This window comes from Streptomyces smyrnaeus (genome assembly GCF_017676345.1).
In the GTDB taxonomy this organism is placed as follows: domain Bacteria; phylum Actinomycetota; class Actinomycetes; order Streptomycetales; family Streptomycetaceae; genus Streptomyces; species Streptomyces smyrnaeus.
The window spans coordinates 231,510-257,476 of record NZ_JAFFZM010000010.1 but is presented as its reverse complement, the minus strand read 5'-3'; the positions used below and the strand labels follow the sequence as shown (position 1 = coordinate 257,476).

At 72.7% G+C, this 25,967-nt stretch carries 23 protein-coding genes and 1 pseudogene; 11 read left to right on the top strand and 13 right to left on the bottom strand.

Features of this window, described 5'->3' with window-relative positions; all coding sequences use genetic code 11:
• The first annotated feature begins 258 nt into the window (after positions 1-258).
• A complete protein-coding gene (locus JW613_RS18645; RefSeq protein WP_209211934.1) occupies positions 259-2,085 on the top strand; it encodes an AMP-dependent synthetase/ligase in 1,827 nt (608 codons plus the stop codon).
• 138 nt (positions 2,086-2,223) lie between these two features.
• Entirely contained in the window at positions 2,224-3,060 is an 837-nt protein-coding gene (locus JW613_RS18640; RefSeq protein ID WP_307865940.1) for an aldo/keto reductase, read from the top strand.
• A 56-nt stretch (positions 3,061-3,116) separates the two neighbouring features.
• On the opposite strand, the gene JW613_RS18635 is transcribed toward JW613_RS18640, so the two are convergent.
• Complete coding sequence (locus JW613_RS18635) at positions 3,117-3,422, bottom strand: 4a-hydroxytetrahydrobiopterin dehydratase (protein WP_099885086.1); 306 nt, start codon at positions 3,420-3,422, stop codon at positions 3,117-3,119.
• A gap of 102 nt (positions 3,423-3,524) precedes the next feature.
• On the opposite strand from JW613_RS18635, the gene JW613_RS18630 reads away from it, so the two are divergent.
• From JW613_RS18630 to JW613_RS18620, 3 genes are all read left to right on the top strand, one after another.
• Positions 3,525-4,346 (top strand): helix-turn-helix domain-containing protein, encoded by an 822-nt coding sequence (locus JW613_RS18630; RefSeq protein ID WP_209211933.1) that lies wholly within the window; start codon positions 3,525-3,527, stop codon positions 4,344-4,346.
• Between the two features lie 19 nt (positions 4,347-4,365).
• A complete protein-coding gene (locus JW613_RS18625; protein WP_209211932.1) occupies positions 4,366-4,677 on the top strand; it encodes a YrhK family protein in 312 nt (103 codons plus the stop codon).
• A 152-nt stretch (positions 4,678-4,829) separates the two neighbouring features.
• Positions 4,830-5,957 carry a fatty acid desaturase family protein gene (locus tag JW613_RS18620; protein WP_209211931.1) on the top strand — a complete coding sequence of 376 codons (1,128 nt, stop codon included), beginning with the start codon at positions 4,830-4,832 and terminating at the stop codon, positions 5,955-5,957.
• Positions 5,958-6,011: 54 nt separating this feature from the next.
• Here the strand turns inward: JW613_RS18620 and JW613_RS18615 are convergent, their stop codons facing one another.
• Entirely contained in the window at positions 6,012-8,051 is a 2,040-nt protein-coding gene (locus tag JW613_RS18615; RefSeq protein WP_245225936.1) for an alkaline phosphatase family protein, read from the bottom strand.
• A gap of 335 nt (positions 8,052-8,386) precedes the next feature.
• On the opposite strand from JW613_RS18615, the gene JW613_RS18610 reads away from it, so the two are divergent.
• Together JW613_RS18610 and JW613_RS18605 are read left to right on the top strand one after the other, a co-directional pair.
• Positions 8,387-9,163 carry an MBL fold metallo-hydrolase gene (locus JW613_RS18610; protein WP_209211929.1) on the top strand — a complete coding sequence of 259 codons (777 nt, stop codon included), beginning with the start codon at positions 8,387-8,389 and terminating at the stop codon, positions 9,161-9,163.
• A 23-nt stretch (positions 9,164-9,186) separates the two neighbouring features.
• Positions 9,187-9,822, top strand: coding sequence for a DedA family protein (locus tag JW613_RS18605; protein WP_245225934.1), 636 nt, complete (start codon positions 9,187-9,189; stop codon positions 9,820-9,822).
• Positions 9,823-9,881: 59 nt separating this feature from the next.
• Here the strand turns inward: JW613_RS18605 and JW613_RS18600 are convergent, their stop codons facing one another.
• The 3 genes and pseudogenes from JW613_RS18600 to JW613_RS18590 form a co-directional block, all read right to left on the bottom strand.
• Complete coding sequence (locus JW613_RS18600; protein ID WP_245225897.1) at positions 9,882-11,201, bottom strand: MBL fold metallo-hydrolase; 1,320 nt, start codon at positions 11,199-11,201, stop codon at positions 9,882-9,884.
• On the bottom strand, positions 11,202-12,566 hold the full coding sequence (locus JW613_RS18595; RefSeq protein ID WP_209211927.1) for an aminotransferase class I/II-fold pyridoxal phosphate-dependent enzyme: 1,365 nt from the start codon (positions 12,564-12,566) through the stop codon (positions 11,202-11,204).
• Positions 12,567-12,869: 303 nt separating this feature from the next.
• A pseudogene (locus tag JW613_RS18590) lies at positions 12,870-13,655 on the bottom strand (SigB/SigF/SigG family RNA polymerase sigma factor); the annotation flags it as partial.
• 299 nt (positions 13,656-13,954) lie between these two features.
• Here JW613_RS18590 and JW613_RS18585 point away from each other — a divergent pair.
• The 3 genes from JW613_RS18585 to JW613_RS18575 all read left to right on the top strand — a co-directional run bounded on the left by JW613_RS18585 (position 13,955) and on the right by JW613_RS18575 (position 15,788).
• The gene (locus JW613_RS18585; RefSeq protein WP_209211925.1) at positions 13,955-14,431 is read left to right on the top strand and encodes a CBS domain-containing protein; all 477 of its coding nucleotides are present in this window, start codon (positions 13,955-13,957) and stop codon (positions 14,429-14,431) included.
• A 90-nt stretch (positions 14,432-14,521) separates the two neighbouring features.
• Entirely contained in the window at positions 14,522-15,331 is an 810-nt protein-coding gene (locus JW613_RS18580) for a class I SAM-dependent methyltransferase (protein WP_209211924.1), read from the top strand.
• Positions 15,332-15,422: 91 nt separating this feature from the next.
• The gene (locus tag JW613_RS18575) at positions 15,423-15,788 is read left to right on the top strand and encodes a VOC family protein (protein ID WP_209211923.1); all 366 of its coding nucleotides are present in this window, start codon (positions 15,423-15,425) and stop codon (positions 15,786-15,788) included.
• 16 nt (positions 15,789-15,804) lie between these two features.
• Here JW613_RS18575 and JW613_RS18570 read toward each other — a convergent pair whose 3' ends face one another.
• The 5 genes from JW613_RS18570 to JW613_RS18550 form a co-directional block, all read right to left on the bottom strand.
• Entirely contained in the window at positions 15,805-17,817 is a 2,013-nt protein-coding gene (locus tag JW613_RS18570) for a DUF5107 domain-containing protein (protein WP_209211922.1), read from the bottom strand.
• A 175-nt stretch (positions 17,818-17,992) separates the two neighbouring features.
• Positions 17,993-18,637, bottom strand: coding sequence for a response regulator transcription factor (locus JW613_RS18565; protein ID WP_209211921.1), 645 nt, complete (start codon positions 18,635-18,637; stop codon positions 17,993-17,995).
• Entirely contained in the window at positions 18,628-19,905 is a 1,278-nt protein-coding gene (locus tag JW613_RS18560) for a sensor histidine kinase (RefSeq protein WP_209211920.1), read from the bottom strand. Before JW613_RS18560 ends, JW613_RS18565 begins: the two co-directional genes overlap by 10 nt.
• The gene (locus JW613_RS18555) at positions 19,905-20,564 is read right to left on the bottom strand and encodes a DedA family protein (RefSeq protein ID WP_209211970.1); all 660 of its coding nucleotides are present in this window, start codon (positions 20,562-20,564) and stop codon (positions 19,905-19,907) included. Before JW613_RS18555 ends, JW613_RS18560 begins: the two co-directional genes overlap by 1 nt.
• Positions 20,565-20,811: 247 nt before the next feature.
• The gene (locus JW613_RS18550) at positions 20,812-21,504 is read right to left on the bottom strand and encodes a 4'-phosphopantetheinyl transferase family protein (RefSeq protein ID WP_209211919.1); all 693 of its coding nucleotides are present in this window, start codon (positions 21,502-21,504) and stop codon (positions 20,812-20,814) included.
• A 268-nt stretch (positions 21,505-21,772) separates the two neighbouring features.
• Here JW613_RS18550 and JW613_RS18545 point away from each other — a divergent pair, with 268 nt between their 5' ends.
• Positions 21,773-22,738 (top strand): aminoglycoside phosphotransferase family protein, encoded by a 966-nt coding sequence (locus tag JW613_RS18545; protein WP_307865939.1) that lies wholly within the window; start codon positions 21,773-21,775, stop codon positions 22,736-22,738.
• Between the two features lie 20 nt (positions 22,739-22,758).
• Here JW613_RS18545 and JW613_RS18540 read toward each other — a convergent pair whose 3' ends face one another.
• The 3 genes from JW613_RS18540 to JW613_RS18530 all read right to left on the bottom strand — a co-directional run bounded on the left by JW613_RS18540 (position 22,759) and on the right by JW613_RS18530 (position 25,965).
• Positions 22,759-23,256 carry a hypothetical protein gene (locus tag JW613_RS18540; protein ID WP_209211918.1) on the bottom strand — a complete coding sequence of 166 codons (498 nt, stop codon included), beginning with the start codon at positions 23,254-23,256 and terminating at the stop codon, positions 22,759-22,761.
• 133 nt (positions 23,257-23,389) lie between these two features.
• Positions 23,390-23,923: a DinB family protein gene (locus JW613_RS18535; RefSeq protein ID WP_209211917.1), complete on the bottom strand. Its 534-nt coding sequence runs from the start codon at positions 23,921-23,923 to the stop codon at positions 23,390-23,392.
• Positions 23,920-25,965, bottom strand: coding sequence for a S9 family peptidase (locus tag JW613_RS18530; protein ID WP_209211916.1), 2,046 nt, complete (start codon positions 25,963-25,965; stop codon positions 23,920-23,922). Before JW613_RS18530 ends, JW613_RS18535 begins: the two co-directional genes overlap by 4 nt.
• Positions 25,966-25,967: the final 2 nt, after the last annotated feature.

Sequence of the window (25,967 nt, the reverse complement as noted above, 5' to 3'; positions counted from 1 at the left end):
GTCCGGGCTACGCCCCATGTGTCACACCTACCCCCAGTAACCCTCGTGTCCCGCAAACAGTCCGATTCGGCTCGCGAAGGTTCCGTGCAGAAACCGGACGGGTCGGGAAACGACCTCGCGGCCATCTGTGAGCACGTCGACGAACTGTCCCAATTGACCGACTGACCTGCGCCGACACCCCTCCCGATCAACCTGCCCGATCGGATACGGTCACTCGCGCAGTGTCACATGTCACTGTGCAGTCGAGGAGCAGAGTCTTTGCGCGAGTTCACCGTTCCGGCCCTGGCAACGGCACCTCAGGTGGGCGGGGTGGCCGATGCCGTCTTCGCGCACGCCGACCAGACCCCGCATCTGCCGCTACTGGCGCGTAAGGACGCGGACGGCGTCTGGCAGGACGTACCGGCGGCCCGGTTCCGGGACGAGGTGGTGGCGGTCGCCAAAGGGCTGCTGGCCCAAGGCGTCCGGTTCGGGGACCGCGTCGCGCTGATGTCGCGTACGCGCTACGAGTGGACGCTGCTGGACTTCGCACTGTGGGCGGTCGGCGCCCAGCCCGTCCCCGTCTATCCGACCTCCTCGGCCGAGCAGGTGGCGTGGATGCTGCACGACGCCGAGGTGACGGCCGCGGTGGTCGAGCACGAGGACCACGCGATGACCGTCGGCTCGGTGGTCGACGGCCTGCCGCGGCTGAAGAAGCTGTGGCAGCTCGACGCGGGCGCCGTGCAGGAGCTGATGGCCGCCGGCGCGCATCTGGAGGACGAGGTCGTCCACCGGCACCGGCTGGCGCTGACCCCGGACACGGTCGCGACCGTCATCTACACCTCCGGCACCACCGGCCGCCCCAAGGGCTGTGTGATCACGCACGCCAACTTCATGGCCGAGACCGACAACATCATCGCCCGGTACGACCGGGTCTTCAGTGCCAAGGCCGGTGAGCAGGGCTCGCTGCTGCTGTTTCTGCCGCTGGCCCACGTCTTCGGCCGCATGGTGGAGGTCGCGGCGGTACGCGCCGGGCTCAAGCTGGGGCACCAACCGCAGATGTCGGCACGGGCGCTGCTGCCCGACCTGGCGGCGTTCCGGCCCACCTTCGTCCAAGCGGTGCCGCACCTGTTCGAGAAGATCTTCCAGGGCGCGCGCCGCAAGGCCGAGTCCGAGGGGAAGCTCGGCCCGTTCGACAAGGCCGTGGACGTGGCGGTCCGGTACGCCGAGGCGGTGGAGCACAAGGCGTTCGGCACCGGCCCGGGTCCCGGCACCTCGCTGCGGATGCAGCACCAGCTGTACGACAAGCTCGTCTACAGCAAGCTGCGCCACGCCCTGGGCGGCCGGTGCCGGTACGCCATGTCGGGCGGCTCGGCGATGGAGCGGCGGCTGGGGCTGTTCTTCGACGGGGCGGGCATGCGGATCTTCGAGGGGTACGGGCTGACGGAGACGACGGCGGCGGCCGTCGCCAACCCGCCCGAGCGCCCCCGCTTCGGCACCGTCGGCCAGCCGGTGCCCGGCACCACCGTGCGGATAGCCGAGGACGGTGAGATCCTGTTGCGCGGCGGCCATGTCTTCGGCGGCTATCTGAACAACGCGCGCGCCACCCAGGCCGCTCTGCGGGACGGCTGCTTGGCCACCGGTGATCTGGGCACCCTGGACGACGACGGCTATCTGACCATCACCGGTCGCAAGAAGGAGATCCTGGTCACTTCGAGCGGCAAGAGCGTCTCCCCCGGCCTGCTGGAGGAGCGCGTGCGCGAGCACCCGCTCGTCGGGCAGTGCGTGGTGCTGGGCAACGACCGGCCCTACATCTCGGCGCTGCTCACCCTCGACCAGGAGGCGGTGCAGCACTGGCTCGCCATGCGGGCCAAGCCGGAGCTGGACCCGGCCGAGCTGCTGCGGGACGAGGATCTGGAGACGGAGATGCGCAGGGCGGTCGTCGCGGCGAACACCCAGGTCTCCCAGGCGGAGTCCATCCGCACGTTCCGCATCCTGGCGACGCCCTTCACCGAGGAGGACGGGCTGCTGACGCCCTCGCTCAAGCTGCGGCGGGCGGCGATCGAAGTGGCGTACGCGGCGGAGATAGAAGCGCTGTACCAGGGCTGAAGCGCCGGTGGGCCGAGCGGGCCACCTTCATCCGAATGCGCGTTCGACCTGGAACAGGTGTCCGGCTCCGGGCGTTCACCCAGGGGCGGAACACGCGCCGACAACGCAGAACAACGAACGAACGTAAGGACCCATCGCGTGAGCAACGTTCCCACCACCACGCTCAACAACGGCGTCACGATGCCCCAGCTCGGCTTCGGCGTCTGGCAGGTGCCGGCCGACGAGGCGGCAACGGCGGTGACCACGGCGCTGGAGTCCGGTTACCGCAGCATCGACACGGCGGCGGCGTACGAGAACGAGGAAGGCGTGGGCCGCGCCATCGCCCAGTCCGGCCTCCCCCGCGACGAGCTGTTCATCACCACCAAGCTGTGGAACGCCGAGCAGGGGTACGACACCACTCTGCGCGCCTTCGACACCTCCCTCGACCGGCTCGGTCTCGACTTCGCGGACCTGTACCTGATCCACTGGCCGATGCCGGACGTCGACAAGTACGAGGACACCTGGCGCGCCTTCGAGAAGATCTACGCCGACGGACGCGCCCGCGCCATCGGTGTCTCCAACTTCCAGCCGACGCATCTCAACCGGCTCATCCAGCTGGGCGGCACCGTGCCCGCCGTCAACCAGATCGAGCTGCACCCCCGGCTGCAGCAGTCCGTGCCGCGGGCCTTCCACGGCGACCACGGCATCGTCACCGAGGCGTGGTCCCCGCTCGGCCAGGGCGGCGACCTGCTCGACGATCCGGCGCTGGGCGAGATCGCCGCCGAGCACGGCAAGACCGTCGCCCAGGTGGTGCTGCGCTGGCACCTCCAGCTGGGCAACGTGGTGATCCCCAAGTCGGTCACGCCCGCCCGGGTGCGCGAGAACATCGACGTCTTCGACTTCGAGCTGAGCGGCGAGGACATGGCCCGGATCGCGGAGCTCAACACCGACACCCGGCTGGGCCCCGACCCGGAGACCATGAACTGGCTGGGCTGACGGCTCAAGGGCCTTGCCGGCCCGGGCCGCCGTCGGCGAAGCGTCCCCGGCGGCCCTCAGCTCGCCCCGTGGCCCGGCGCGATCTGCTCGATCCGCCGGGCCAGGGCGATGTCCAGCTCGGTGATCCGACCGCCGACACTGTGGGTGTTGACGGTGACCGAGAGCGAGTTGTAGCCCAGCGTCAGCTCGGAGTGGTGGTTCAGCTCCTCCTGGATCGCCGCGATGTGCAGGGCCATCGCGGCTGCCGGGAGGTGGCCGGCGAGGGAGTAGGAGCGGGAGACGCTGTCTCCGTCGGTCGTCCAGTGCGGAAGGCCGGACAGCGCCTGCTCGGTCTCCTCGGGGGTCAGCGGCTGGGGCGCCATGGAGTTCCCTTCCTCGGGTCGGCTGTGTGATCCTCTCGCGGACCGTCCTACCGTCCGTCCACGGCCCCAGCGTGCCACGCGGGTTCGGTTACCGTCTGGTCCATGACCGCTGCGACCGAAGAGCCCGAAGGCACCCCCACCATCGGAGTGCTGCTGCGCGACTGGCGCGAGCGCGCGGGGCTCAGCCAGCTCGAACTGGCGCTGCGCGCCGACTCCTCAGCACGCCACATCAGCTTCATCGAGACGGGGCGCACCGCGCCGAGCCGCGACATGGTGCTCAAGCTGGCCACCACGCTGGACGTCCCGATACGCGAACGCAACACGCTGCTGCTGTCGGCCGGGTTCGCCCCCGCCTTCGCCGCGACCCCGCTGGACGACCCAGCTCTCGACCAGGTACGCGGGGCGCTGGAGCGGATGGTCGCCGCCTACGAGCCGTACCCCGCGCTGGTCCTGGACGGCTGCTACACGGTGGTGGCCGCCAACCAGGGCATAGCGGCGCTGCTGGAGGGGGTGGCGCCGCGACTGCTGGAGCCCCCGCTGAACGCCATGCGGATCACCCTGCACCCCGAGGGCCTGGCCCCCCGCATCCGCAACCTCGCCGCCTGGCGGGGCCATCTGCTGGACCAGATGAGCCGGCAACTGGCCCTGCACCGCTCCCGGGCGCTGCGCGCCCTGCACGACGAGGTCGCCGCGTATCCGATGCCCGAACCGGTCAGCGACGGCGACGCCGCACATCCGGCCGATCCCGTGGAGTCCCGCTTCGCCCTCCCCATGGTCATCGAGCACGGCGGGCAGATCCTCTCGTTCCTGTCCACCATCGCCACCTTCAACACGCCCCTGGACGTGACCGTCTCGGAGCTGGCCGTGGAGACCTTCCTGCCGGCCGATCCGGCGACCGCCAAGGCGCTGCACGGCACCGGGTGATCCACTAGCGTCCGGTCCCATGTCAGAACATGAGCGGCCCCCGCACAACAAGCCCGGCAGTCTCACCCTGCACATCGGCAACGAGGAACTGGTCATCCGGCAGCGCTACGAAGCGGCCAGCATCGCCAACGACGTTCTGATCGCGGTCTGGTTCCTGATCGGCAGCATCATGTTCTTCTCACCGGAGTGGACCCGTACCGGTACCTGGTGCTTCGTGTTCGGCAGCGTCGAGCTGATGATCCGCCCCCTCATCCGGCTGACCCGCCAGCTCCACCTCCGCAAGGCGCACCGTGCGGCGCCCGGCACGGCCGCCTCCGACCAGGACTACTGACCCGTCCCCTACGGCCGTTCCCCGACCGGTTCTCCGGGATCTCCCGGAGAACCGGGTGTAGCTAGCTACACCCGCCCGGGAGGCCAGCCCCCACCGCGACAGGCATGCTGCCCGGCTGTCGGCCCCCGCCCGTACCCGGAAGGCTCAGGGGTATGACGACAGCGATCGACGCCCCGCAGCCGAGGACCGTCCCGGACCCCGGCCGCACGCCCCGTCGCGCCTCTGCCGGCGGCTCCCGGAGTGGCCGGCAGGGCAGCGACTTCTCCGAGCTCTCCGCCCGGATCTCGGCAGCCGGCCTGATGAACCGCAGGCCGCTCTACTACGCCGTACGCCTCACCCTGGTCGGAGTGGCCTTCGCCGCCGGCTGGGTGGCCGTGTTCGCCGTGGGCACCTCGTGGTGGCAGCTGGCCGTCGCCGCGTATCTGGGTGTGGTCTACGGCCAGCTGGCGCTCGTCGCCCACGATCTGGCCCACCGCCAGGTCTTCCGCAGCCGCCGGGCCAGCGAACTGTTCGGGCGCGCGGTCGGCAACCTGTGCATAGGCATGTCGTACGGCTGGTGGATGAACAAGCACACCCGCCACCACGCCAACCCCAACCACGAGGACCTCGACCCGGACGTCGCCCCCGACATCCTCGTCTGGTCGCGGGAGCAGGCGGCCGAGGCGCGGGGACTGCCCCGGTTCATCGGACGGCACCAGGCCGCGCTGTTCTTCCCGCTGCTGACGCTGGAAGGCTTCAACCTGCACGTCTCCAGCTTCCGCGCGCTGCGCCAGCCGCATCTGAAGCGCAAGTGGCTGGAGGGCGGCCTGCTGCTGGTGCACACCGCCGCCTACCTGGTGGCGCTGTTCTGGGCGCTGCCGGTCGGTATGGCCTTCGCGGTCCTCTTCCTGCACCACGCGGTCTTCGGCGTCTACCTGGGCAGCATCTTCGCGCCCAACCACAAGGGCATGCCCACCCTCAAGGGCGACGAGCGGCCCGACTTCCTGCGCCGCCAGGTGCTCACCTCCCGCAATGTGCGCGGCGGGCTCCTCACCGACGTGGCGCTGGGCGGCCTCAACTACCAGATCGAGCACCACCTCTTCCCCAGCATGCCCTCCCCGCACCTGCGCAAGGCGCGCCCCCTGGTCCGCGACTACTGCGCCGAGCTGGGCATCTCCTACCACGAGACGGGGCTGGTCGCCTCCTGGCGCGAGGCGATGCGTCATCTGCACGACGTGGGCGCCCCGCTGCGCGAGGACTCCCCCACGCTCCGCGAGGACTCCCCCACCCCGAAGGCGTAGCCCTCGCTCGGCCGGCCTCCGGCCCGCAGCAGGGGCCCCTCACCGGGGCCCCTTTCACAGGTGCGGTGCCGCCGGCAGGGGCTCCGCCCCATGGGGGGCTGCCAAGTGATCGGCGCCGCCGAGAACGCGCGGCTCGGCGGACTCGGCGAGCCAGCGCCGCAGCACCCGGTGCACGGCCTCGGCGCCGACCAGCTCCTCCCCCGGCTCCACCGGCGGCGACAGCTCCAGCGGGGACAGCAGGAACGCGTGGCTCTGCTCACCGCCCAGCCCGCCGTGCGAGCCGACCTGCTCCTCGAAGGCGTGCACGGCGCCGGTCCCGGGATCGAAGGCGGAGTTGACCATGATGTCCGCGACGTGCGGGAACCGCGCCGTACGCAGCACCGCCTCCGCCGCACCCGGCCCGAACGGGGCCAGCGGGTCGCACCGGCCGACCACCTCGCCGGTCTCCAGCCGGTGCTCGCACCCGCCGGAGCCCAGCACCACCGGGCCGTGCTCGGCGCTGTGCACCAGCACGAAACCGATGCCCGGATGCTCGGCCAGCGTGGGCAGCAGCGCGGGGCGCAGTTCGTCGATGCGCTCCCGGGTCAGCCGCCCGGGGTGCTCGGGGAAGGAGATCAGCCCCAGGTTGCCGGAGGCCAGCACGACGGGCCCGGTGTCGCGCCGCGGCTTGCGGGGCGCCTCCTGGCCGGACTCCTCGGGGCGGCGCAGCGCGGCACGGGCCGCCGCGCGTGCCTCCGAGCCGCTGGCCGTACGCCCCGCGCGGCGGGGCACCTGGAGCCCGCTGCCGGCCCGTACCAGGTCCTCCAGCGTCAGCCCGTACGCCTCCTCGAACGTCTCCCCCGGGCTCTGTCCGTGGTCGGAGAGCAGTACGAGCCGGTAGGGGCGTGGGGCGTGCTCGGCGACCTTCGCGATGAGCCGCACCGATCTGTCCAGCCGGCGCAGCACCTGCCGGGTGTCGCGGCCACGCGGCCCGGAGTGGTGTGCCACCTCGTCGTAGCCGACCAGGTCGGCGTAGACGGCGGTACGGCAGCTGAGCATGTCGCCGAGCACCGCGGCCACCACCACGTCCCGCTCGACGACGGTGGCGAAGGCCCGGATGAACGGGTACAGCCCGCCCCGGCCCACCCGCGGCCGCTCGCGGCGCAGCAGCGCACGCGTGGACTGACCGATCTCGCGGAACACCTCGGCGACGAACGAGACGGCGGTCCGGGTGGCGTTGGCGGGGTCGGAGAAGTAGGCGAAGTAACCGGCCCGGGAGCGGGTCTCCTTGCCCCGGCGTGCCGAGACCGACAGCACCAGCGCCACCTGCCGGGCGCCACCGGTGAACAGGTTGCCGCGGCTGGCGCCGCCCTGCGCCAACAGCCCCAGATCACCGGTGCGCTCGACGGCACGGCGCTGCAGCTCGGCGGCGCTGGTGGGCCGGTTGCTGACGACGACCTCGCCGGTCTCCTTCTCGTACCAGCGGAAGGCGGGCACGTCCTCGTTGCTGCCGTGCAGGATGCCCAGCTGGCTGGCGCCGGTCTGGCTGGACCAGTCGGTGCGCCAGCGGGTGAGCCGGTGGGTGCGCCCGTACAGCTCGGCCACGGCGGGCATCAGCGGTTCGCCGCCCTCCGGAGTCTCCAGCGCCTCCTTGAGCACCGCGTGGCCGAGCCCGTCGAGCTGGAGGAAGACCGTGCCCGGGGTGCTCGGCGGTGCGCCCTGCCCCTCCCTGCGCCTCCTGCGGCCCGCGATCCGGGCGAGCCGGTGCCGGTAGGCGCGGTCGTCCCGTACCACCAGGAACGCGTTGGTCGCCGAGGAGGCGGCGGACATGACGGCGGCCACCACGACGGCCATCGACGGATCGGCACTTCCCCTGCCGTAGGGGATCAGGGACAGTGCCAGCCACAGCAGCGAGCCGTTGAGGAAGAAGACGAGCAGCCCGAGGACGAGGGCGGGCACCAGCAGGAAGGCCCGTACCAGCAGCGGCCACACCAGTGCGCTCAGCAGCCCGAAGGCACCGGCGCCCGCTGCGGCGGTGATACCGATCACGGTGGCGCTGTCGCCGCCGCGGGACTGGAGCTGGAAGTCCGGCAGCACCCCGGCGAGCACGAGCATCGTGAGGGTACTCACCAGCCAGACGGCTCCGACGCGCAACGAGGCGGCACCCAGCCTGCGCCACGGTATGCGGGAGACGCGCACGTCCGTCGGGTCACCTCCCTCACGGCTGATGGGACAACCTCCACTTTTGCACAGTCTCGTCCGCGGGCAGGACGGCGCTCGAAGCGTTCGAAAGGCTCAGGAGTATGGGCATGCCCGAAGCGGGCGACGGGCTCGGAAGGACAGGGGCGGTGCGGTCCTGGCACCAAGGCGGCGGCACGGGCGCGCCGGTGCACGCTTACGCTCGTAGGTGCTTTGTGCAGCCCGGACGGTCCCGAGGAGGATGAGCGCACGTGCCGGTCGAGGTCACCTGGTGGGGTCACGCCACCGCCACCGTGCGGGACTCGGGGGTCACGGTGCTGACGGACCCGCTGCTGGTGCGCCGCCTGGCTCATCTGCGCCGCAGGCGCGGCGCGCTGCCGCCGCCGGACGCGGTCCGGGCCGATCTGGTGCTCGTCTCCCATCTGCACGCCGACCATCTGCATCCGGGGTCGCTGGCCATGCTGGCTCCGGGCACCCGTGTCGTCGTCCCGCGCGGCGCGGTGCGCGCGGTGCCGGGGCTGCGGCGGCTGGCCCCGCTGTTGCGGCTGACCGAGGTGGTCCCGGGCGACGAGGTCGCGGTGGGCCCGGTGACCGTACGGGCGGTCCCCGCCGCGCACGACGGGCGGCGGCTGCCGGTGGGGCGGCAGGTCTCACCCGCGCTGGGGTTCGTCGTCTCGGGCGAGGAGCGTACCTACTTCGCCGGTGACACCGGACTGTTCGACGGGATGGCGGAGGCGGTCGGCGACGTGGACACGGCACTGCTCCCGGTCGGCGGCTGGGGACCCTTCCTCGGGGAGGGGCATCTGGACGCGCGCCGAGCCGCCGAGGCACTGACCCGGTTGCGCCCGCGCAGCGCGGTACCGGTGCACTTCGGCACCTACTGGCCGGTCGGTCTCGACGCGGTCAGACCGCACGAGTTCCATGCGCCCGGGGCCGAGTTCAAGCGGCTGGCCGCGCGGCCGGCACCGCAGGTGGAGGTGCATCTGCTGGAGCACGGGCAGAGCGTACGGCTGGGGGCGAACAGGTGAACGGTACTGCGCTCGTGGACGGTCTGAGCGCGGTCGCCCACACCGTCTCCGAGACGGTCGTACGCCCGCCGGAGTCCACCCAGCAAGCAATCGGCTACCCCTCGCTGTTCCTGCTGGTGGTGCTCGGCTCACTGGTGCCCGTCGTCCCGACCGGGGCGCTGGTCAGCGGCGCCGCCGTGGTGGCGCTGCACCAGAGCCTGCCGGTGCTCGCCCTGCTCGCCGTCTTCGGCGTCGCCTCGTTCGCCGCCTTCCTCGGCGACCTCGGGCTGTACTGGCTGGGCAAACGCGGGATCGGCTCCAAGAACGGCTCCCGCTGGCTGTCGGCGCTCCGCGAGCGGGCCGCACCCGAGCGGCTCGCCCAGGCCGACGCACGGCTGCGCGAACACGGGGTGGCGGTGCTGGTCGTCTCCCGGCTGATCCCCGCCGGCCGCATCCCCGTGATGCTCGCCTGTCTGCTGTCCCGGATGCGGATGCGGGAGTTCGCCCGCGGTGACGTACTGGCCTGTTTGGCGTGGGCCGCCGTCTACCAGCTCATCGGTGTCGCGGGAGGCTCCCTCTTCCCCCGCCCCTGGGAGGGCGTCGTCGCGGCCGTCGCGCTGACGCTGCTGGTGAGCTCGGCACCATCGGTGTGGCGCCGCCTGCGTGGGTCACGGGCCTAGGAGGGGAGGGTGCGCGTCGCCGGGGCGTCGCGGGGCGTCACGCAGCGGAAGGGGAGGCGTCAGGCGGGCTCCAGCACCCTGGAGGCCCCCACCGGGAGGTCCCACAGGTCCTCGCGGGGGCGTTCGGCCTTGCGCCAGGCTGCCCGCACGCGGATGAGCGGTTCCAACGGGGGCTCGCCCGAGAGCAGGAAGGTGGACCAGTGCATGGGTGCCATCCGGCGCGCGCCCACGTCCTGGCAGGCGAGCACCGCCTCCTCGGGGTCGGTGTGCACGGGGCGCAGCATCCAGCGCGGGTCGTAGGCACCGATGGGCATCAGGGCCAGGTCGATGTCCGGGTAGCGGCGGCCGATCTCGCCGAACCAGTGCCCGTATCCGGTGTCGCCCGCGAAGTACACCCGCTGCCCGTGCTGGTCGGTCAGCACCCAGCCGCCCCACAGGGAGCGGCAGGTGTCGGTGAGGGTGCGCTTGGACCAGTGGTGGGCGGGCACGAAGTCGAACCGCACCCGCGCCCGAGCCCCGGACTTCGATCCTGTGGCGCCCCCCCCGGCGGGCAGCTCGGCGCCCTCCCACCAGTCGAGCTCGGTGACGGTGGTGAAGCCGCGCTTGCGGCACCACGCGCCCAGCCCCGCCGGTACGAACAGCGGGGTGGAGCGCGGAAGTCTGCGCAGCGTGGGGGCGTCCAGATGGTCGTAGTGGTTGTGCGAGACGACGACGGCGTCCACCTTCGGCAGATCCTGCCAGGCCACGCCGACGGGGGTGATACGCGCCGGGGTGCCGAGGATCTTCCGGGACCAGACCGGGTCGGTCAGCACGGTCAGACCGCCGATCCGCACCACCCAGCTGGCGTGCCCCGCCCAGGTGACGGAGACGGTGTCGGGCCCCGGGTCGGGGATCGGGCCCGGCGCGAAGGGGAGCTTGGGGATCTCCTCGGCGAGCGCGGCGCCGATCGGCCGCATGGCCCCCTCGCGGGCGAGCCGGGCCATCGCGCGGACACCGGGCAGCGGGGAGGTGAGCCGGTCGGTGAACGACCGGGGCCAGATGCGGCGGGCCCCGACGGGGCGCGGCGGGGAGAGGGCCGGCGGCGGGGGCTGGAGGAGCACGTCGGTGGGACCGCTCCGGCCACCGCCTCCGGCGCAGCTCTGCCCCGACGGTCCCTCGCCCGGTGACGACGGCGCACCGTGCGGGGTGCCGCCGGAGGCGGGCGCGGGCCCTGCCGGGGCGGGACCGGCCGCCGCGGGCGTTCCGGCCGGGGCTTCGGCCGCGGGGGTGGGGGCGGGAGCTCCGGCCGACGGGGTCTCGGCCGTCTCGGGGGTTTCCGAGCCCGTGGCCCCGTCGGTCAGGGGGGAGCGCTCGGAGGGCTGCCCGGTCCGTTCGGTCATCTACTGAGGACTCCCATCCGTGAGGTCGACCAGCACCGACTGCACCTGTGCCAACGTCTCTGCCACACCCGGCAATTCCCCCGGCTCCGGTCGGGCAGTCGCCCAGGACCCTCCGGTGCCCACCGGCCGGTGTGCGGCCCGGTCGGCGGCGGGGAGGGCGGCGGCCGGCAGTGCGGTGGTCAGCCGCACCCGCAGTTCGTGCGGGTCGTCGCCGAAGCGGTGCCCGCCCAGCGCGTACGGGCCCAGCCGCCGCACCAGCTCCGCCTCCAGCCCGGCGGCGTCGGTGATCCCGCGCCGGGCCAGCCGGGGCCGGAACGGATCGAGGTCGGCGTACAGATGTCGTCCCAGGTGCGGGGGACGGCAGAGCGCGCCCGCCCCGGTGACCGCCTGGTGCAGCGCGCGGGCCAGTCCGCCGTGCAGCCGGGCCGCCTCGGCACGCCGGGACAGCAGCTCGGCGGGCTCGCGCAGCGCCTCGGCGGCGGCCTCCGCGGCCGGGCCGGGCAGGTCGGCGCGGAGCGCGGCCAGCACCTCGTGCACCCGTTCGCCGAGGAGCCGCCCGCGGCCCGTGGCGGGGACCCGGGCGATGGCGGGGGGCGGGCCGGGCCGTCGGTTCACGGCACCGCCTCCGGTGCCGGCTCCTGCTACGGCCCCGGCGCCTGCTCCGGTTCCGGCTCCTGCTCCGGTTCCGAACGTGGACTCGAAGGCGGCTTCGAGGCCGGCGAGCACCACCACATGGTCGGCCCGACCCGCCTCGGTGAGCATTTCGGCAGGGCTGACCACCACGGTGTCGTGCGGATCGTGCGAGGTGTCCCGCCAGGTCTCGTCACTGACGATCAGCAGCCCCTCGGCGACGGCCGCCTCGCACACCTCGTGCAGCAGTTCGGGCGGCGGGGCCGTCCCGGTGACGTCGTCGGCGACGGAGAGCACCAGTGCCTGCGGGACCTCACCCGCCGCGCGGGTCCTGCGTACTGCCTCCAGCAGCGCGAACGGGTCCGGGATCCCGCCGCACTCCACGGGCACCGGCACGGTGTGCACCGCCCGGCCGAGCAGCCGCGCCTGCTCCGCGTACCAGGGCGGGCACGGATGCGGGAGCAGCACACTGCCGGTCCCCCGCTCGCCCGCACCTCCCCCGGTGCCCGTGCCGACTCCGGTGCCCGTGCCGGAGCCGGTCCCCGCCCCGACTCCGGCCGCCGCGGCCAGGACGGCGAGCAGCAGCAGGGCGCCACCGGGCGCGACGGCGACCTGCGCGGGCTCGGTCGGCAGACCGCGCCGGTCCCAGTAGCCGCACGCGCCCTGGCGCACGGCGGTCGCCTGCGGCACCGCGCAGGGACCCGCGCTGTCCGAGTCGCCCTGGTCCGGCCGCATCCGTCTCAGCCTCCACCGCTTATCTGACAACCTTTCTTGCGTACACCTTGGCAGACGGCGGTGACACCGGCAGCGGCGACACGTGCGCTCCTGCGCGCGTGCCGCCCGCGTGTGCGCCGCGGCTCAGGCAGCGGCGGGGGCGTGGGTGCGGTGCCCGCGCGGGGCCCGGGTGGCCTCGCGGCGGTGCGGCCCGTGCCGCACGGCGCCCTGCCGGGTCTTCTCCCGGTGGGCCGTCTCGTGCCGCGCCGACTCGCGGCCCACCGTCTCCCACTGGCGGTGGGACCCCTCGCGTTCGAGTCGCCGGTCGCTCTCGACCTCTTGGTGGATACGGCGGCAGGTGCGGCTGATGAGCCGGGAGACGTGCATCTGGGAGATGCCGAGCTGTTCGGCGATGCGGCTTTGGGTCATGTCGCAGAAGAACCGCATGTACAGGATGCGGCGTTCCCGCTCCGGGAGCCGCGCGAGCCGTGGTTTGACGGCCTCGCGGTAGACGACCTGGTCGAAGCCCGGCTCGCGGTTGCCGAGCGTGTCGGCGAGGGAGTAGCCGTCGTCGGCGCCGGGCATCTCGGCGTCCAGGGAGAGCGTGCTGTAGCTCTCCAGCGCCTCCATGCCCAGCAGTACGTCCTCCTCACTGAGGCCGCAGTGCTCGGCGATGCGCTGCACGGACGGGCTGCGCCCGTCCAGGGAGTAGCTGAGTTCGCGCTGGCTGTTGCGCACCCGGTTGCGGAGTTCCTGGACCCGCCGGGGTACGTGCAGCCCCCACATGTGGTCGCGGAAGTGCCGCTTCACCTCGCCGACGATGGTGGGGATCGCGAAGCTCTCGAAGGCGCAGCCGCGGGAGATGTCGTAGCGCGCGACGGCCTTCACCAATCCCAGCGCCGCCACCTGTTCGAGGTCTTCCAGTGCCTCACCGCGGTTGCGGAAGTTCCTGGCCAGCCGGCCTGCCATCGGCATCCAGGCCCGCACCACGCGCTGGCGGAGCTCTTCCTTCTCGGGTCCTTCGGGCAGTTCGGCGATGCGTCGGAACTCGGCGGTGGTGTCGGGGGCGTCGTCGTGGGGGTGCTTGGAGCGTGTCGTACGAACGTTCATCAGCTGTGCTCCCGTAGCGGTCGCGTCGTCTGACGGTCACCGCGGCAGCGAAGGCACGTGCGGGGGGACCGAGGCGCACAGGTCGCTCCCGCGGAAGGTGCCTTCTTTCCGAAGCACGAGTGTGCGGGTGCCCGACGCGTCGAACGGCAAACCCGGCCTCGGCGATCCGTCCACGGAACCTCCACCCGACATCCGCACCGCCGCCCGGATCGCCAACTGCCCTTGTCCGCACGGGTGTCGGCCGATCCGCTCGGGGTACGTCGTCCCTCCCGCAGGGCGAGAGACGAAGAGGCGAGGCCATGGCGTCGGAGGAAGAGGGCCCACAGACGGAGCGGTTGGTGAGCGAGGTCATGACGCCGGCGGCGACGACCGTGCGTCCCGACGCGACCCTGGTGGAGGCCGCGCAACTGATGCGGGCACAGGAGATCGGCGACGTGCTGGTCGTCAAGGACGGCAAACTGCTCGGGCTGCTCACCGACCGGGACATCACGCTGCGCGCGGTGGCCGACGGCGTGGATCCGCTGAGTGTGAACTGCCTGTCGGCCTGTACGCCCGACCCGGTGACCGTCACCCCCGGCACCCGGATCGGGGCGGCGGCGGAGCTGATGCGCACCCATGCGGTGCGGCGGCTGCCGGTGCTGGAGGACGGCAGGCTCGCCGGGATGGTGAGCCTCGGCGATCTGGTGCGGGCGAGTGATCCGGGCTCGACGCTGGCCCACATCAGCCGCCGCGCGCCGGACACCTGGTCCGAGGAGGGCGCGGCCGGCCGGCGGTGACCGGCACCCGCTCCTCGACCCGAGCGCGAGGGTGTCCACATTCCGGAATGTTCTTGCTCGCATAGCAAGACGCCGGGTTACAGTGCGTGCATGGCACACGAGACCGCCGTGTACACCCACGGCCACCACGAGTCCGTCCTGCGCTCGCACCGCTGGCGCACCGCCGCCAACTCCGCCGCGTACCTGCTCGACCAGCTGCGCCCGGACCACCGCGTCCTCGACATCGGCTGCGGCCCCGGCACCATCACCGCCGACCTCGCGGCGCTGGTCCCGCAGGGCTCGGTCACCGGGCTGGACGCGGCGGCCGGGGTGCTGGAACAGGCGCGGGCGACCGCGGCGGAACGCGGCGTGGCCAACGTCGGGTTCACCACCGGCGACGTGCACGCGCTCGACTTCCCCGACGACTCCTTCGACGTCGTCCACGCCCACCAGACCCTCCAGCACGTGGGCGATCCGGTGGGTGCGCTGCGCCAGATGCGGCGGGTATGCGTACCCGGCGGAGTGGTGGCCGTCCGGGACGCGGACTACGGGGGCATGTTCTGGTATCCGCAAACGCCCGGCATGGACGTCTGGCTGGATCTCTACCGCCGGGTCGCACAGGCCAACGGGGGCGTTCCGGATGCCGGACGACGGCTGCACGCGTGGGCGCGCGAGGCCGGTTTCGACGATGTCACCGTCACCACGAGCACCTGGAGTTTCAGCACCCCGGAGGAGCGTGCGTGGTGGAGCGAACTGTGGGCGGACCGCACCGTGGCCTCCAGCTATGCCGCCGTCGCCGTCGACGGCGGCCTGACCACCGAGGACGGGCTGGATGAGATCGCCGAAGCGTGGCGGGCCTGGGGCAGGGAGGCCGACGGTTGGTTCACCGTCGTCCACGGCGAGATCCTCTGCCGGGCGTGAGAGCCGCCGGCGCCGCGCCGCACCAGTGCGCAACTGCACACGTGACCCCCGTGGTTCGGCACGGCAGGCGGCCCCGCTCTAGGGTGGGGCCATGGATATTCTGGGGACCTCGCTGCGCATCTGCGTCGACGATCTGGACGCCGCCGTACCGGTGTACGAAAGACTGGCAAGCGCGGAGGCGATGCGCTTCCAGAACGGCCCCGTGGAGGTCGCCGCCGTCGGCCCCTTCTTCCTGATGAGCGGCCCCGAGGAGCACCTCAACGTGCTCAGCAAGGTCAAGGCGACCCTCGCGGTGCAGGACGTGGACGACGCGCTGGCCGATCTGCACACCGTGGGAGCGCAGGTCATCGCGGGCCCCAAGCCCACCCCCATCGGCCGCAACCTGGTCGCCCGCCACCCCGACGGCAGCGTCTTCGAGTACGTGGACCGGAAGCAGGGGGCAGCAACCGAGCAGTAGCCCCCCACGCGATCCGTCAGGGCCGCATCCGGAAGTCGTAGCGGGCAGGGAGGGGATCGGCTGTCAGTGCCGCCCAGGTGTCGCTCAGCACCTCCTCGCCCTCCCGCAGATCCTCCACCTCGAAACCGGCGTCGAAGAGCGCGCGAGCGCCCTTGACGTCGCCCTTCGCCAGCAGCACACGGGCGCGCAGCAGTTGGCAGCGGCCCCGGGCACGCTGATCGTCGCAGAGCCCGTCCAGCACGCTCTCGGCATCCCCTGCACGGTCCTCGGCCAGCAGCACCTCGACCGCCTCCCGCGCGAGCGCGGCGAGCGCCGCGGCACCGAGGGGGTCGTCGGCGTCGAGCCGTTCACCGGCGTCCCGCACGGCCGCCATGTAGCGCTCCGCGGCGCGGGCCCCGTTACCGTCCTGCTGGTCGGCGACGGCCAGAGAGCGCAACGCGGGCCAGTACGCGCCCTGTTCGAGGGACCGCTCCCAGCTGCGGACCGCCTGCGAGCGGTCACCCGCGTGCCACTGCGCCACACCCAGGTGATGGTCCAACTCGCGCCGGGCCGCCTTGCCCGCCGCGTCCACGGCCGGCTCCGCGTCCGCGGACTCCAGCAGCTCACGCCATTCGGCCGCGACCAGTGTGGGCCCCGGAGGCGCGTGATCCGGGCCGCACGGCAGGGTGCCGGTGTGCAGCAGTTCGCGCCACGGCCGCTGCTGGGCACCGAGCGTCCCGGGCGGGAACGGTGTACCCGGAAGAGTGAAGCCGGCGCGCTCCACCTCCAGCGCTCCCCACCCCGAACCGCACGCCAGCCACCCGTCCCTCGGCCCGCCCTCCGGTTCGACGTCCGCCTGCGGCCGCCATGCCGCGTAGGCCGCCTCCACCGCGCCGCGCGGCAGCGCCTCCTCCAGCCGCCGCTCGGTGTGGACCCGGGCGGCCGACCAGTCGGCGCCGTGCACCGTCTCGGCGTCGGCACTCAGCGGCCCGTACGCCTCCAGCCAGGAGAACTCGCCGCCCGCCTCCAGCGGCAGATGTTCGAGCTGGGTGCGGGCGAGCCCCGCCTGGATCTCCACATAGCCGGGCGTGCCCGGTTCGGTCAGCCACTGCTGCCAGCGCCTGCCGCCGGGTCCGGCGCCCCAGACGAACAGCTTGCGGCCGCGCAGCAGATCCGTCGAGGTCTGGACGAGCCCTCGGCCCTTCTCGTCGAGCGAGGCGATCCACTTCCGGGAGCTCTCGGGCACCTCGTAGAAGTAGTCGGCGGGAAACCGGCTGTGCAGCGGGTAGGTCAGATCGGTGCCCTCCCACTCGGGCACCGGTATCCGCCGCAGCCTGCGCTCGTACGCGAAATACCAGGTCTCCTCGGCAGGGGCGAGCACCCGCGCCCCCGGCTCCTCGGGCACGGCGATGTTGGACCACCAGTAGACCGGCACCGTGCGGTGGTGCGGATTGCGGACGCGGACCCCGACGTACAGGAAGTCCGAGTCCTCCGGCAGCCACAGGTCCACCTGGAACGGGGTGTCGCGCAGCCGCTCCCACTCCCACAGCCGCACCATCGCACCGTCCCCGCCCGGCGCGGGCACCCGGGCCGCGTGCAGCGGGGCACAGGAGAGCGTCGTATGGCCGGTCGCGCCGATGTTCCACTCGACACCGCCGGAGAACCAGGCCCCGTTGAGGGCGAAGTCGGCGGGCTGCAGCACGGGGTTCACATACAGCAGTTCCCGCGCGGTCGGCTTGTGGAAGAGGGAGGCGAGCCGGCCGCCGAGACCGGGGTGGACGGTGGCGCGAAGCCGGTCGTTCTCCAGAACGAGCGTATCGAGCCGGGTGGGGGTGCGCTGCCGCCCGTAGCCGTCGAGAACGCGGGTGGGCAGCACCGAACGCAGCGGCCCGTAGCCGACCTGCCGCGCCATCTCGGGCGGCAGCGCGGCGCGGTCGGCCTCGGTGAGGGTGTGGGCCTCGTCCAGCGGCAGCAGTGCGGGCAGCGGATTCTCGGGGCCGAGCGGCGCGGCGGGCAGGGTCCGGGTGCTGCGTCGTACGGTCGTGGCCACGGCAACCTCGCTTCTTCCATACGTCGTCAACGGGCGCCGCCGCCTGACCGGGACCCCCCGATGACCATGGAACACGCTCCACTGCCCACGCGCCAGATCCTTTCGACGGCATCGGCAGCTGCATCCAGCCCGTACGGCCGCGCCACGCTGCTTGGCGCAGCTGGTGCCGATGCGGCTAGGACTCCAGATATCGCAGGACCGCCAGAATCCTTCGGCTGTAGCCGGTGGTCTGCGACAGCTCCAGCTTGTCGAAGACAGCACCCAGGTTCTTCTCCACCGCGCTCAGCGAGATGTGCAGCTTCTGCGCGATGGCGGTGTTGGTGTGCCCCTGGGCCAGGGCCTCCAGAACGCTGCGCTCCCGTGGCGTGAGGCGGGCCAGCGGATCTCCGTGCGTGGTGCGGAAGACCAACTGCCGCACCACCTCCGGGTCGATGACGGCACCGCCCGCGTGGATGCGCTCCAAAGCGTCCAGGAACTCCTCGACCTGTGCGACGCGGTCCTTGAGGAGATACCCCACCCGTTCGGCGTTGGCCGACAGGAGTTGAGCCGCGTAGTTGCGCTCGATGTGCTGCGAGAGCACCAGTACGCCGACCTGCGGCCAGCGCTCGCGGATCTCCAGCGCCGCGCGCAGGCCCTCGTCGGTGTGTGTGGGAGGCATCCGGATGTCGAGGACGACCATGTCCGGCTGCCGCGCCGCCATCTGCGCCAGCAGCGGGTCAGCTTCGCCGAACGCGGCCGGTACCTCGTGGCCCTCCTCGACGAGCAGCCGCACCAGCCCCTCCCGCAACAGGGTCGAGTCCTCGGCGATCATCACGTGCATGGCAGCTCCGCGGTAATGGTGGTCGGTCCTCCAGGGGGGCTGTCGACGTGCAGCGCGCCGTCGAGCGCCGCCACCCGGCTGCGCAGGCCCCTCAGCCCGCTGCCGAGGGGATCGGCTCCGCCTTTGCCGTCGTCCTGGACACGCACCACGAGCACCCCGGGAAGGTCGGTGCCGGGACGCCGGCGAAGCGTCACTCGCACGGAGACGGCCGTGGCGCCGGAGTGCTTGGCCGCGTTGGTCACCGACTCCGACACCACGAAGTACGCGGCCGTCTCCACGGGCTGCGGCAGCGGCTCCCCGACATCGAACCCGATGCGCACAGGGACGGCGCACCGCTCGGACACCCCACCGAGCGCCTCTTGAAGCCCCAGGCTGTCCAGCGCCGAGGGGTAGATCCGCCAGGCCACCTCGCGCAGCTCGGTGACGACGTCCTGCGCCTCCTGGTGCGCCTGGCGCAGCAGCGCTTCGGCCTGCCCGGGATCGCGGCCCCTGCGGGCGCGGCCGAGCAGCATGGCGAGCGCCACCATGCGCTGCTGCATCCCGTCGTGCAGATCCCGCTCGATACGGCGGCGTTCGGTGTCCACCGCGTGCACGACAGCCGCCCGGCTGGTGGCCAGTTCATCGATACGGCGCCGCAGCAACTCCCGCTCCGAGGGGCCGAAGCACTCCCGTGCGCTGCGCGCGTCCAGCTTGGTGAGCGAGCGGAGCCCCTGGATGTCGAGGAAGAGCAACGCGCCCCCGAGGAGCAACTGCACCAGCAGATCCTCCGCGCCGAACGCGCCCTGCACCGTCCGCAGCGCCGTCAGACCCGCCAGGGTGAGGCCGAAGCCCAGCAGGAGGAGCACCACGGCGCACAGCAGTCCCGTACCACTGCGGACGGCGAGATAGCGCAACAGCTTCTGGTCGGACACCTTGTAGTGCTCGGGGAAGCGGTCGCCGAAGAAGACGGACCGGCGGGCCCGTTCCACTCCCGAGAGCCCCCGCGCTCCAGCCGTGAGCCGGCCGAGGGCACCGTCGCGGGTGGCCGGCCACAGCAGGAACGGGCCGAGGGCGGCACCGGCGAGGACGAGGTAGACGAAGCCGAGCAGCGCCGTGCAGCAGCCGAGGAGGACGCCGAGCAGCCTCAGCGGCCACGGGGCGGGTGCGGCGGCGCCCACCTTGGCGTCCACTCCCCCGGCGTCCGCTCCCCCGGCACCCTGCCCGGGCTCGGAGCCGGGTACCGGCGTACGGCCCGAGCGGTGGCGCTCGGACCCGGCGTGAACGGCCATCAGACGCGGCGGTGCTTGGCACGGCGGTGGCCGCGCACCCGTACGGTCGCGTACACCGCGAGGGCGAGCACCACCAGCACCAGCACGGCCTTGGAGACGATCCCGACGTAGGTCTCCACCAGGTCCCACTGGTCGCCCAGCCAGTAACCGGCCAGCACCAGGACGGAGTTCCAGATCAGACTGCCCAGCATGGTCAGCGTGACCATCACGGGCAACGGCATGCGCTCCACCCCGGCCGGGATGGAGACGAGACTGCGGAAGATCGGCACCATACGGCCGAAGAAGACCGCCTTGGTGCCGTGCTTCGCGAACCACGCCTCCGTGCGCTCCAGGTCGGAGAGCTTCACCAGCGGCAGCTTCGCCCAGATGGCGCGCATACGGTCGCGGCCGAAGAGCCTGCCGATCCAGTACAGGACCACGGCGCCCACGACCGAACCGAGCGTCGTCCAAAAGAGCGCCGACGCCAGGCTGAGCACCCCCTGACCGGCGGCGAACCCCGTCAGCGGCAGGATCACCTCGCTCGGCAGCGGTGGGAACAGGTTCTCCAGCGCGATGGCCAGGCCCGCTCCGGGACCGCCCATGGTGTCGACGAGGTCGGCGGCCCAGCCGGCGATACCGCCGGCCGGCTCGCTCGGCAGGGCCTGGGAGGTGAGATGCACAGAGGTCTCCACGAAGGTCTTCACGGGCGGGTTCTCAAGGGGCACGGGTGACGCCTGCCGGGCAGCGGCTCCGCACAGCGGCGGCGCCGCCGTCGGGTCGCTCCCGGAGCCGGTTTCCCGGGGTCGAAGCCCCGATGCCCGCTACGCTAGGAACCCGGATTCACCGCCGGTATGGGGGTCGCCGTCGGGCCCCTTCCGGTTCCCCGCAGCCCGCACCCTGCGGAAAACCGCAGCACCGCTGCTGCCCTCACCCGGCCTCGTGGGTCGTGCTCTGCCGCAGCGCGCCGGCGGCGGCGTAACCGGCGGGTGCCGGAAGATCGGTCAGGCGCCAGCCGGGGACCGGCGCCGGCTCGTCCAATGCGCTGACATACGTGACGGAAGGGTCCTCGCCGAGCCCGGTTCCCGTGCCCTTGAGATACGCCTCCTTCCGGGTCCAGCAGCGTGCGAACACGGCGGGCAACGCGGTGGTGTCCTCGACCGCCGCCAGCTCGGCCTGCTCGCGGGGGTGCAGCGCGGTCATCGTCTCGCGCGCGGAGGCGACACTCGGGTACTCCTCCACGTCCACGCCCACGGGCACGGCGGCGAACGCCAGCATCACGACATCCCCCGCGTGCGAGAGGGAGAAGTGCACCGGATCGCCGGGCACGGTCGGTCTGCCGTGCGGGCCCCCGCACACGGGGCAGTCCGCACGGGTCAACCGCACCTCGGCCGGGTCCAGCTCCAGCAGCGCACCCAGCTCCCTGCGCAACGCCAGATGCGCCACCAGATAGCGCTCACGGTCGACAGGGCGGATGAACGCCGCCGCACGCTCCCGCTCCTCCTGCGAGAGCGGTGCCAGCGCACCAAAGGCCCTGGTCTCGGCAGCGTGCTCGGAGACGCGGAGCACATGGATGGCGGGAGAGCGGGCGGGATCGTCGATGCCGGGTACGACGCTCGTCATGCCGCGACCGTACCCGAACGGGGGACGGCGGCGCTGCCGCGCCCTCGCGTTCCAGGAGCCCCGGAGGGCCCTGGTGGCTCGGGCCGCGGGCGGTCGAAAACCACTCGGGAAACCGGGGTCCGCGCCGTACCGTTGCAAGGCCTGCCCACAGCAACAGATACGGCCCCAGCCACAGCCAGAACCGCAGCCACAGCCACAGCCGCCGCCACAGCCAGAACCGCAGCCTAAGCCGCAGCCGCAGCCGCACAAGACCGCCTGGAATGGTGACGTGACCGAGCCCGACCCCAGTTCTGCCGCCCTGTTCCCTCCCACCCTTCCCGTGCTCACCGAGATGAGCCATACGGCCGACGGCCGCGACTGGCTGGCCGGGCTCCCCGCACTGGTGGAGCAGATGCGCGAGCGCTGGAAGCTGCGACTGGGCACCCCCTTCCACGGGGGCAGTTGCTCCTGGGTGGCGCCCGCCGAGCGACCGGACGGCACCCGTGCCGTACTCAAACTGACCTGGCCACACCCGGAGGCCCGCACCGAGGGCGCCGCCCTCCGCCTGTGGGACGGGAACGGTGCCGTACGGGTGCTGGAGCAGGACGCGGAACTCTTCGCGCTGCTGCTGGAGCGTGTGGAGCCCGGCACCGAACTGGGCGGCGCCGACCACCTTCCGGCCGACGAACGGCTGCTCATGGCAGCAGACGTGCTCCGCCGGCTGTGGGACGCGGACCCGGCCGAGGCGACCGCGCTCGGCGTGGGCCCGGTCGCGGACACGACCGCCACCTGGGCCGACCTCGCCGAGCGGCAGGCCGCCCGCGACTGGCCCCCGCAGCTCGACACGGGGCTCTACCGGCTGGCCGCCGAGCTGTTCCGCGAACTGCCGCGCTCCGCCCGGCGCGAGGTCCTGCTGCACGGAGATTTCAACCCCGGCAACCTGCTGGCAGCCAGGCGCGCTCCGTGGCTGGCCATCGACGCCAAGCCGATGACCGGCGACCCCGCCTTCGATCCCTGGCCTCTGCTCGAACAGGTCGACGACCCCTTCGAGCACCCCGACCCGCACCGCGTGCTCCGCCACCGCACGGCGCTGCTCGCCGACGCGCTCGGAGAGGACACCGACCGGGTACGCGCCTGGTCGATGGCGCGCCATGTCGAATACGCGCTGTGGTCGGTCGACGAGGACGACGACCTGGAGGACAGCATCGCGCTGCTGCGCCAGGCCCGGACCCTGGCGGATGTCGCCGGCCTGTGACCCCGGACCGTCCCCCCGTCTCAGTCCGAGACGAGGCGCAGCATCGCGGTGCCGTCGGCCCCTGCCGCCACCTGCAACACGACCGCGCCGTCCACCTTGTCGGGCGCCCCGCCCACCCCGCCGCACGAGCTGCTGCTGCCGCCGCTGCGGAAGACGGCTGTGCAGCCGCTGCCCTTACCGCTCGCCTCGCCGCTCGTTCTTCCGCTGCCGGAGGTCACCTTGTAGGCGACCCGGTTCTTGCCGACCTCGGTCAGGGACAGTTTGGCGGGCTTTCCCGCGATCTTGAAGCGGATCGTCACCGGTTCGGACACCGCGATCTCGCAGTTTCCGTCCGAGCAGGCCTCGTGGTCGCTCCCGTCAGCCGCTGTCACGGTGGGGGACGGACCGGCCGAGCTGGCAGCAGGGCTCTTGGCCGCGCCCGAGGCCGGCGGCTTGGCGCTGTCGGCGTCCTCGTCGGAATCACCGCAGCCGGCCACAGCCGGCACACAGAGCGCGGCCAGCGCGGCGAGACCGGCCATACGCCGAATCCGCACCGCCGTGACCGGAGCCGGTCTCCTCTTCGCCCCGCCGTGCTTCCCCACCTCGCCCGCCCTCCGGCACGTTGCCGAAACCATGAGTCCCCCGTTCTGCCCGTGCGGTTGCCCTTCCGTGTTACTCCCCTGTGCCACCGCCCGCCAGCTCCACGGCTACATCGAGCTGACCGACGTGCCGCGCGTACTCCTGCAGCAGATGGAAGAGGGTCCAGGCGAGGGTCGGGGCCTCCTCCTCGGTGGGGAAGCGGCCACCGACCGCGGCACGTTCCTCGAGCCGTGCGGCCGCCGTGACCTGCCGGGAGCGGTCGCACTGCGCATGGAAGGCGTCGAGCACCTGCTGGGTGCTCATCCCCTCGGGCACGTGCCAGCGGTCCCGCACATCCCCCGAGCGCCGGTCGCCCCACGGGTCGGGGACCTGCTCGGCCGCGAAGCCCCAGTTCAGCCAGCGCTGTTCGACGTACTGAAGATGCCGGATCAGCTCCAGCGGGGTCCACCCCGAGGGGAGGTGGGTGGAGCGCAGCTCCTCCTCGGACAGGGCTGCCGCCTTGCGCAACAGGGTGCGGCGGTAGTGGTCGAGATAGCCCTCCAGCAGTTCGTGCGGGTCGGCAAGGGTCGGAGCGGGCTCCGACTCGGGGAGCGGCGGCATGCTCATGAGCGCAGTTCCAGCGGGGGGACGTCCTCGCGGCGCAGGCCGAAGGTGTGGGAGTACAGCGACAGTTCGGCCTCCACCGCGCGCACGATGGTGTCGGCTCTGCGGAAGCCGTGTCCCTCCCCCTCGAAGGCGAGGTAGGCGTGGCTGACCCCTCTGCCCTTGACCTGTTCGAGGAAACGCTCGCACTGCACGGGCGGGCAGATCACATCGTCGAGCCCCTGGAGCAGCAGGAAGGGAACGGCGACCCGCTGCGCCTGGTGCAGTGGGGAGCGCTCGCGGTATCTGCCCGGTACCTCGGAGAGCGGGCCGACCAGGGATTCCAGATACTGCGACTCGAAGTCGTGGGTCTCCCCCGTGGCCCAGCCCGTCAGGTCGAGGATGGGGTAGGTGACGGTGCCGCAGGCGTACAGCCCCTCCGCGAGGGGTGAGGTGAGCGAGGCGGCGCTGGTCCAACCGCCCGCGCTGCCGCCCCGGATGGCCAGCCGCGCCGGGTCCGCGGTGCCCTCGCGGGCGAGGGTGCGGGCGACCGCGGCGCAGTCCTCGACGTCGACGACGCCCCACTGCTGCCGCAGCCGGTTGCGGTACTCCCTCCCGTAACCGGTGGAGCCGCCGTAGTTGACCTCCGCCACGCCGATGCCGCGCGAGGTGAAGTAGGCGATCTCCAGGTCGAGCACCAGAGGGGCGCGGCTGGTGGGCCCGCCGTGCACCCACACCACGTACGGCGGCAGTTCGCCGGCCGGGGCCGTGTGGTCGGGGTGGTGCGGCGGGTAGATGTGGGCGTGGATGTCGCGGCCGTCGGGCCCGGTGAAGGTGCGGATCTGCGGTTCCGGGTAGTAGGCCGGGTCCACATGGTCCTTGTGGTGGGAGGCCAGTACGACGGTGTGGCCCGTGCGGGTGTCCAGCTCGACGATCTCGTGGGAGGTGCGGGGGCTGGCGGCGACACCGGTGACGCGGGAGTCGATGACGGCGAGGAAGGGTGCCCACTCGGTCCAGGGCCCGGCCGCGTCGACCAGTTCCCCCGTCTCCGGGTCGAGCACGCCGAGCCGCTGTGCGCCGCGCCCGTGCAGTGCGGCCACCAGCCCGCCGGGCAGCGGTGCGAACCAGCGCTGGCCGATCTTCCATGCGGCGCCGGCGAACTCTTCCTCGCGGGGGCACAGCGGCACCCGCGGTACGACGGGGCCCCGGCCCGGCTCGGTGGCCTCGGCCGTCTCGGCGGCTTCGACGTCCACCCGCTGGAGGTTCCACCAGCCGCTGGAGTCCGAGGCGATCAGCAGCGAGCCGTCGGTGGAGAACTCGGCCTGCGCCACCGACTCCTCGCGCCCGCCGGCGACCGCGCGCGGGGTCTCCAGCGTGCCGTCGTCCCGGATCCGCGCGGTCATGGCACGGGTGCCGTCCCAGGGCATGGCGGGATGGTCCCAGGCCAGCCAGGCCAGGCGGCGGCCGTCCGGGGAGAGCCGCGGCCCGGTCAGGAACCGGTCCCCGTCCCCGGTCAGCTCCCGCACCCGCCCGCGGTCCTCGGCGGCCGAGCCGTCCAACGGCACGGCGGCCAGCACCCGGCGCACGTCGGTGGGCCCCTCCCCGGTGAACTCCTCCAGCACGCACCACGCTTCGCCGCGCTCGGGAAGCACCACCGGGTCGCACCAGCGCAGCCCGCCGTCGGTGACCTCCGACAGCGGGGTGAGCGGCCGGGGGCGGGCGTCGGGGGCGTCGGGTTCCAGCGCGTAGAGCCGCTGGTCGGCGAAGTGGGTGAAGACGATCAGCGGCCCACCCTCGCTCCGGGGTGCGCCGGCCCAGGGCAGACCGCCGTACTCGATCACGCGGTTGCGCACGTTCCACGGCGCGGGCAGCACACTGACCGGGGGGTGTCGCCCGTCGGCCGCGAGCCGCAGCAGAGCGCGGCGCCCGCCTTCCTCGGGGCGCGGCTCGGTCCACCACAGTTCCTCGCCGACGGAGCCGAGGAACTCGGGCCGCCCGTCGTGCGCGGCGACGGTTCCAGCGTCGATCGGTGAGGGCCAGGTGCCGTAGGGGGCCTGGACGGTCATGA

Excerpts from the sequence above, each read along its gene's own strand:
- JW613_RS18635 (WP_099885086.1), bottom strand. The coding sequence starts at position 3,422 with ATGGCGCCCCAGCCGCTGACCCCCGAGGAGACCGAGCAGGCGCTGTCC.
- JW613_RS18630 (WP_209211933.1), top strand. The coding sequence starts at position 3,525 with ATGACCGCTGCGACCGAAGAGCCCGAAGGCACCCCCACCATCGGAGTG.
- JW613_RS18625 (WP_209211932.1), top strand. The coding sequence starts at position 4,366 with ATGTCAGAACATGAGCGGCCCCCGCACAACAAGCCCGGCAGTCTCACC.
- JW613_RS18620 (WP_209211931.1), top strand. The coding sequence starts at position 4,830 with ATGACGACAGCGATCGACGCCCCGCAGCCGAGGACCGTCCCGGACCCC.
- JW613_RS18615 (WP_245225936.1), bottom strand. The coding sequence starts at position 8,051 with ATGCTCGTGCTCGCCGGGGTGCTGCCGGACTTCCAGCTCCAGTCCCGC.
- JW613_RS18600 (WP_245225897.1), bottom strand. The coding sequence starts at position 11,201 with ATGACCGAACGGACCGGGCAGCCCTCCGAGCGCTCCCCCCTGACCGAC.
- JW613_RS18595 (WP_209211927.1), bottom strand. The coding sequence starts at position 12,566 with ATGCGGCCGGACCAGGGCGACTCGGACAGCGCGGGTCCCTGCGCGGTG.
- JW613_RS18585 (WP_209211925.1), top strand. The coding sequence starts at position 13,955 with ATGGCGTCGGAGGAAGAGGGCCCACAGACGGAGCGGTTGGTGAGCGAG.
- JW613_RS18580 (WP_209211924.1), top strand. The coding sequence starts at position 14,522 with ATGGCACACGAGACCGCCGTGTACACCCACGGCCACCACGAGTCCGTC.
- JW613_RS18575 (WP_209211923.1), top strand. The coding sequence starts at position 15,423 with ATGGATATTCTGGGGACCTCGCTGCGCATCTGCGTCGACGATCTGGAC.
- JW613_RS18565 (WP_209211921.1), bottom strand. The coding sequence starts at position 18,637 with ATGCACGTGATGATCGCCGAGGACTCGACCCTGTTGCGGGAGGGGCTG.
- JW613_RS18560 (WP_209211920.1), bottom strand. The coding sequence starts at position 19,905 with ATGGCCGTTCACGCCGGGTCCGAGCGCCACCGCTCGGGCCGTACGCCG.
- JW613_RS18550 (WP_209211919.1), bottom strand. The coding sequence starts at position 21,504 with ATGACGAGCGTCGTACCCGGCATCGACGATCCCGCCCGCTCTCCCGCC.
- JW613_RS18540 (WP_209211918.1), bottom strand. The coding sequence starts at position 23,256 with ATGGCCGGTCTCGCCGCGCTGGCCGCGCTCTGTGTGCCGGCTGTGGCC.
- JW613_RS18535 (WP_209211917.1), bottom strand. The coding sequence starts at position 23,923 with ATGAGCATGCCGCCGCTCCCCGAGTCGGAGCCCGCTCCGACCCTTGCC.
- JW613_RS18530 (WP_209211916.1), bottom strand. The coding sequence starts at position 25,965 with ATGACCGTCCAGGCCCCCTACGGCACCTGGCCCTCACCGATCGACGCT.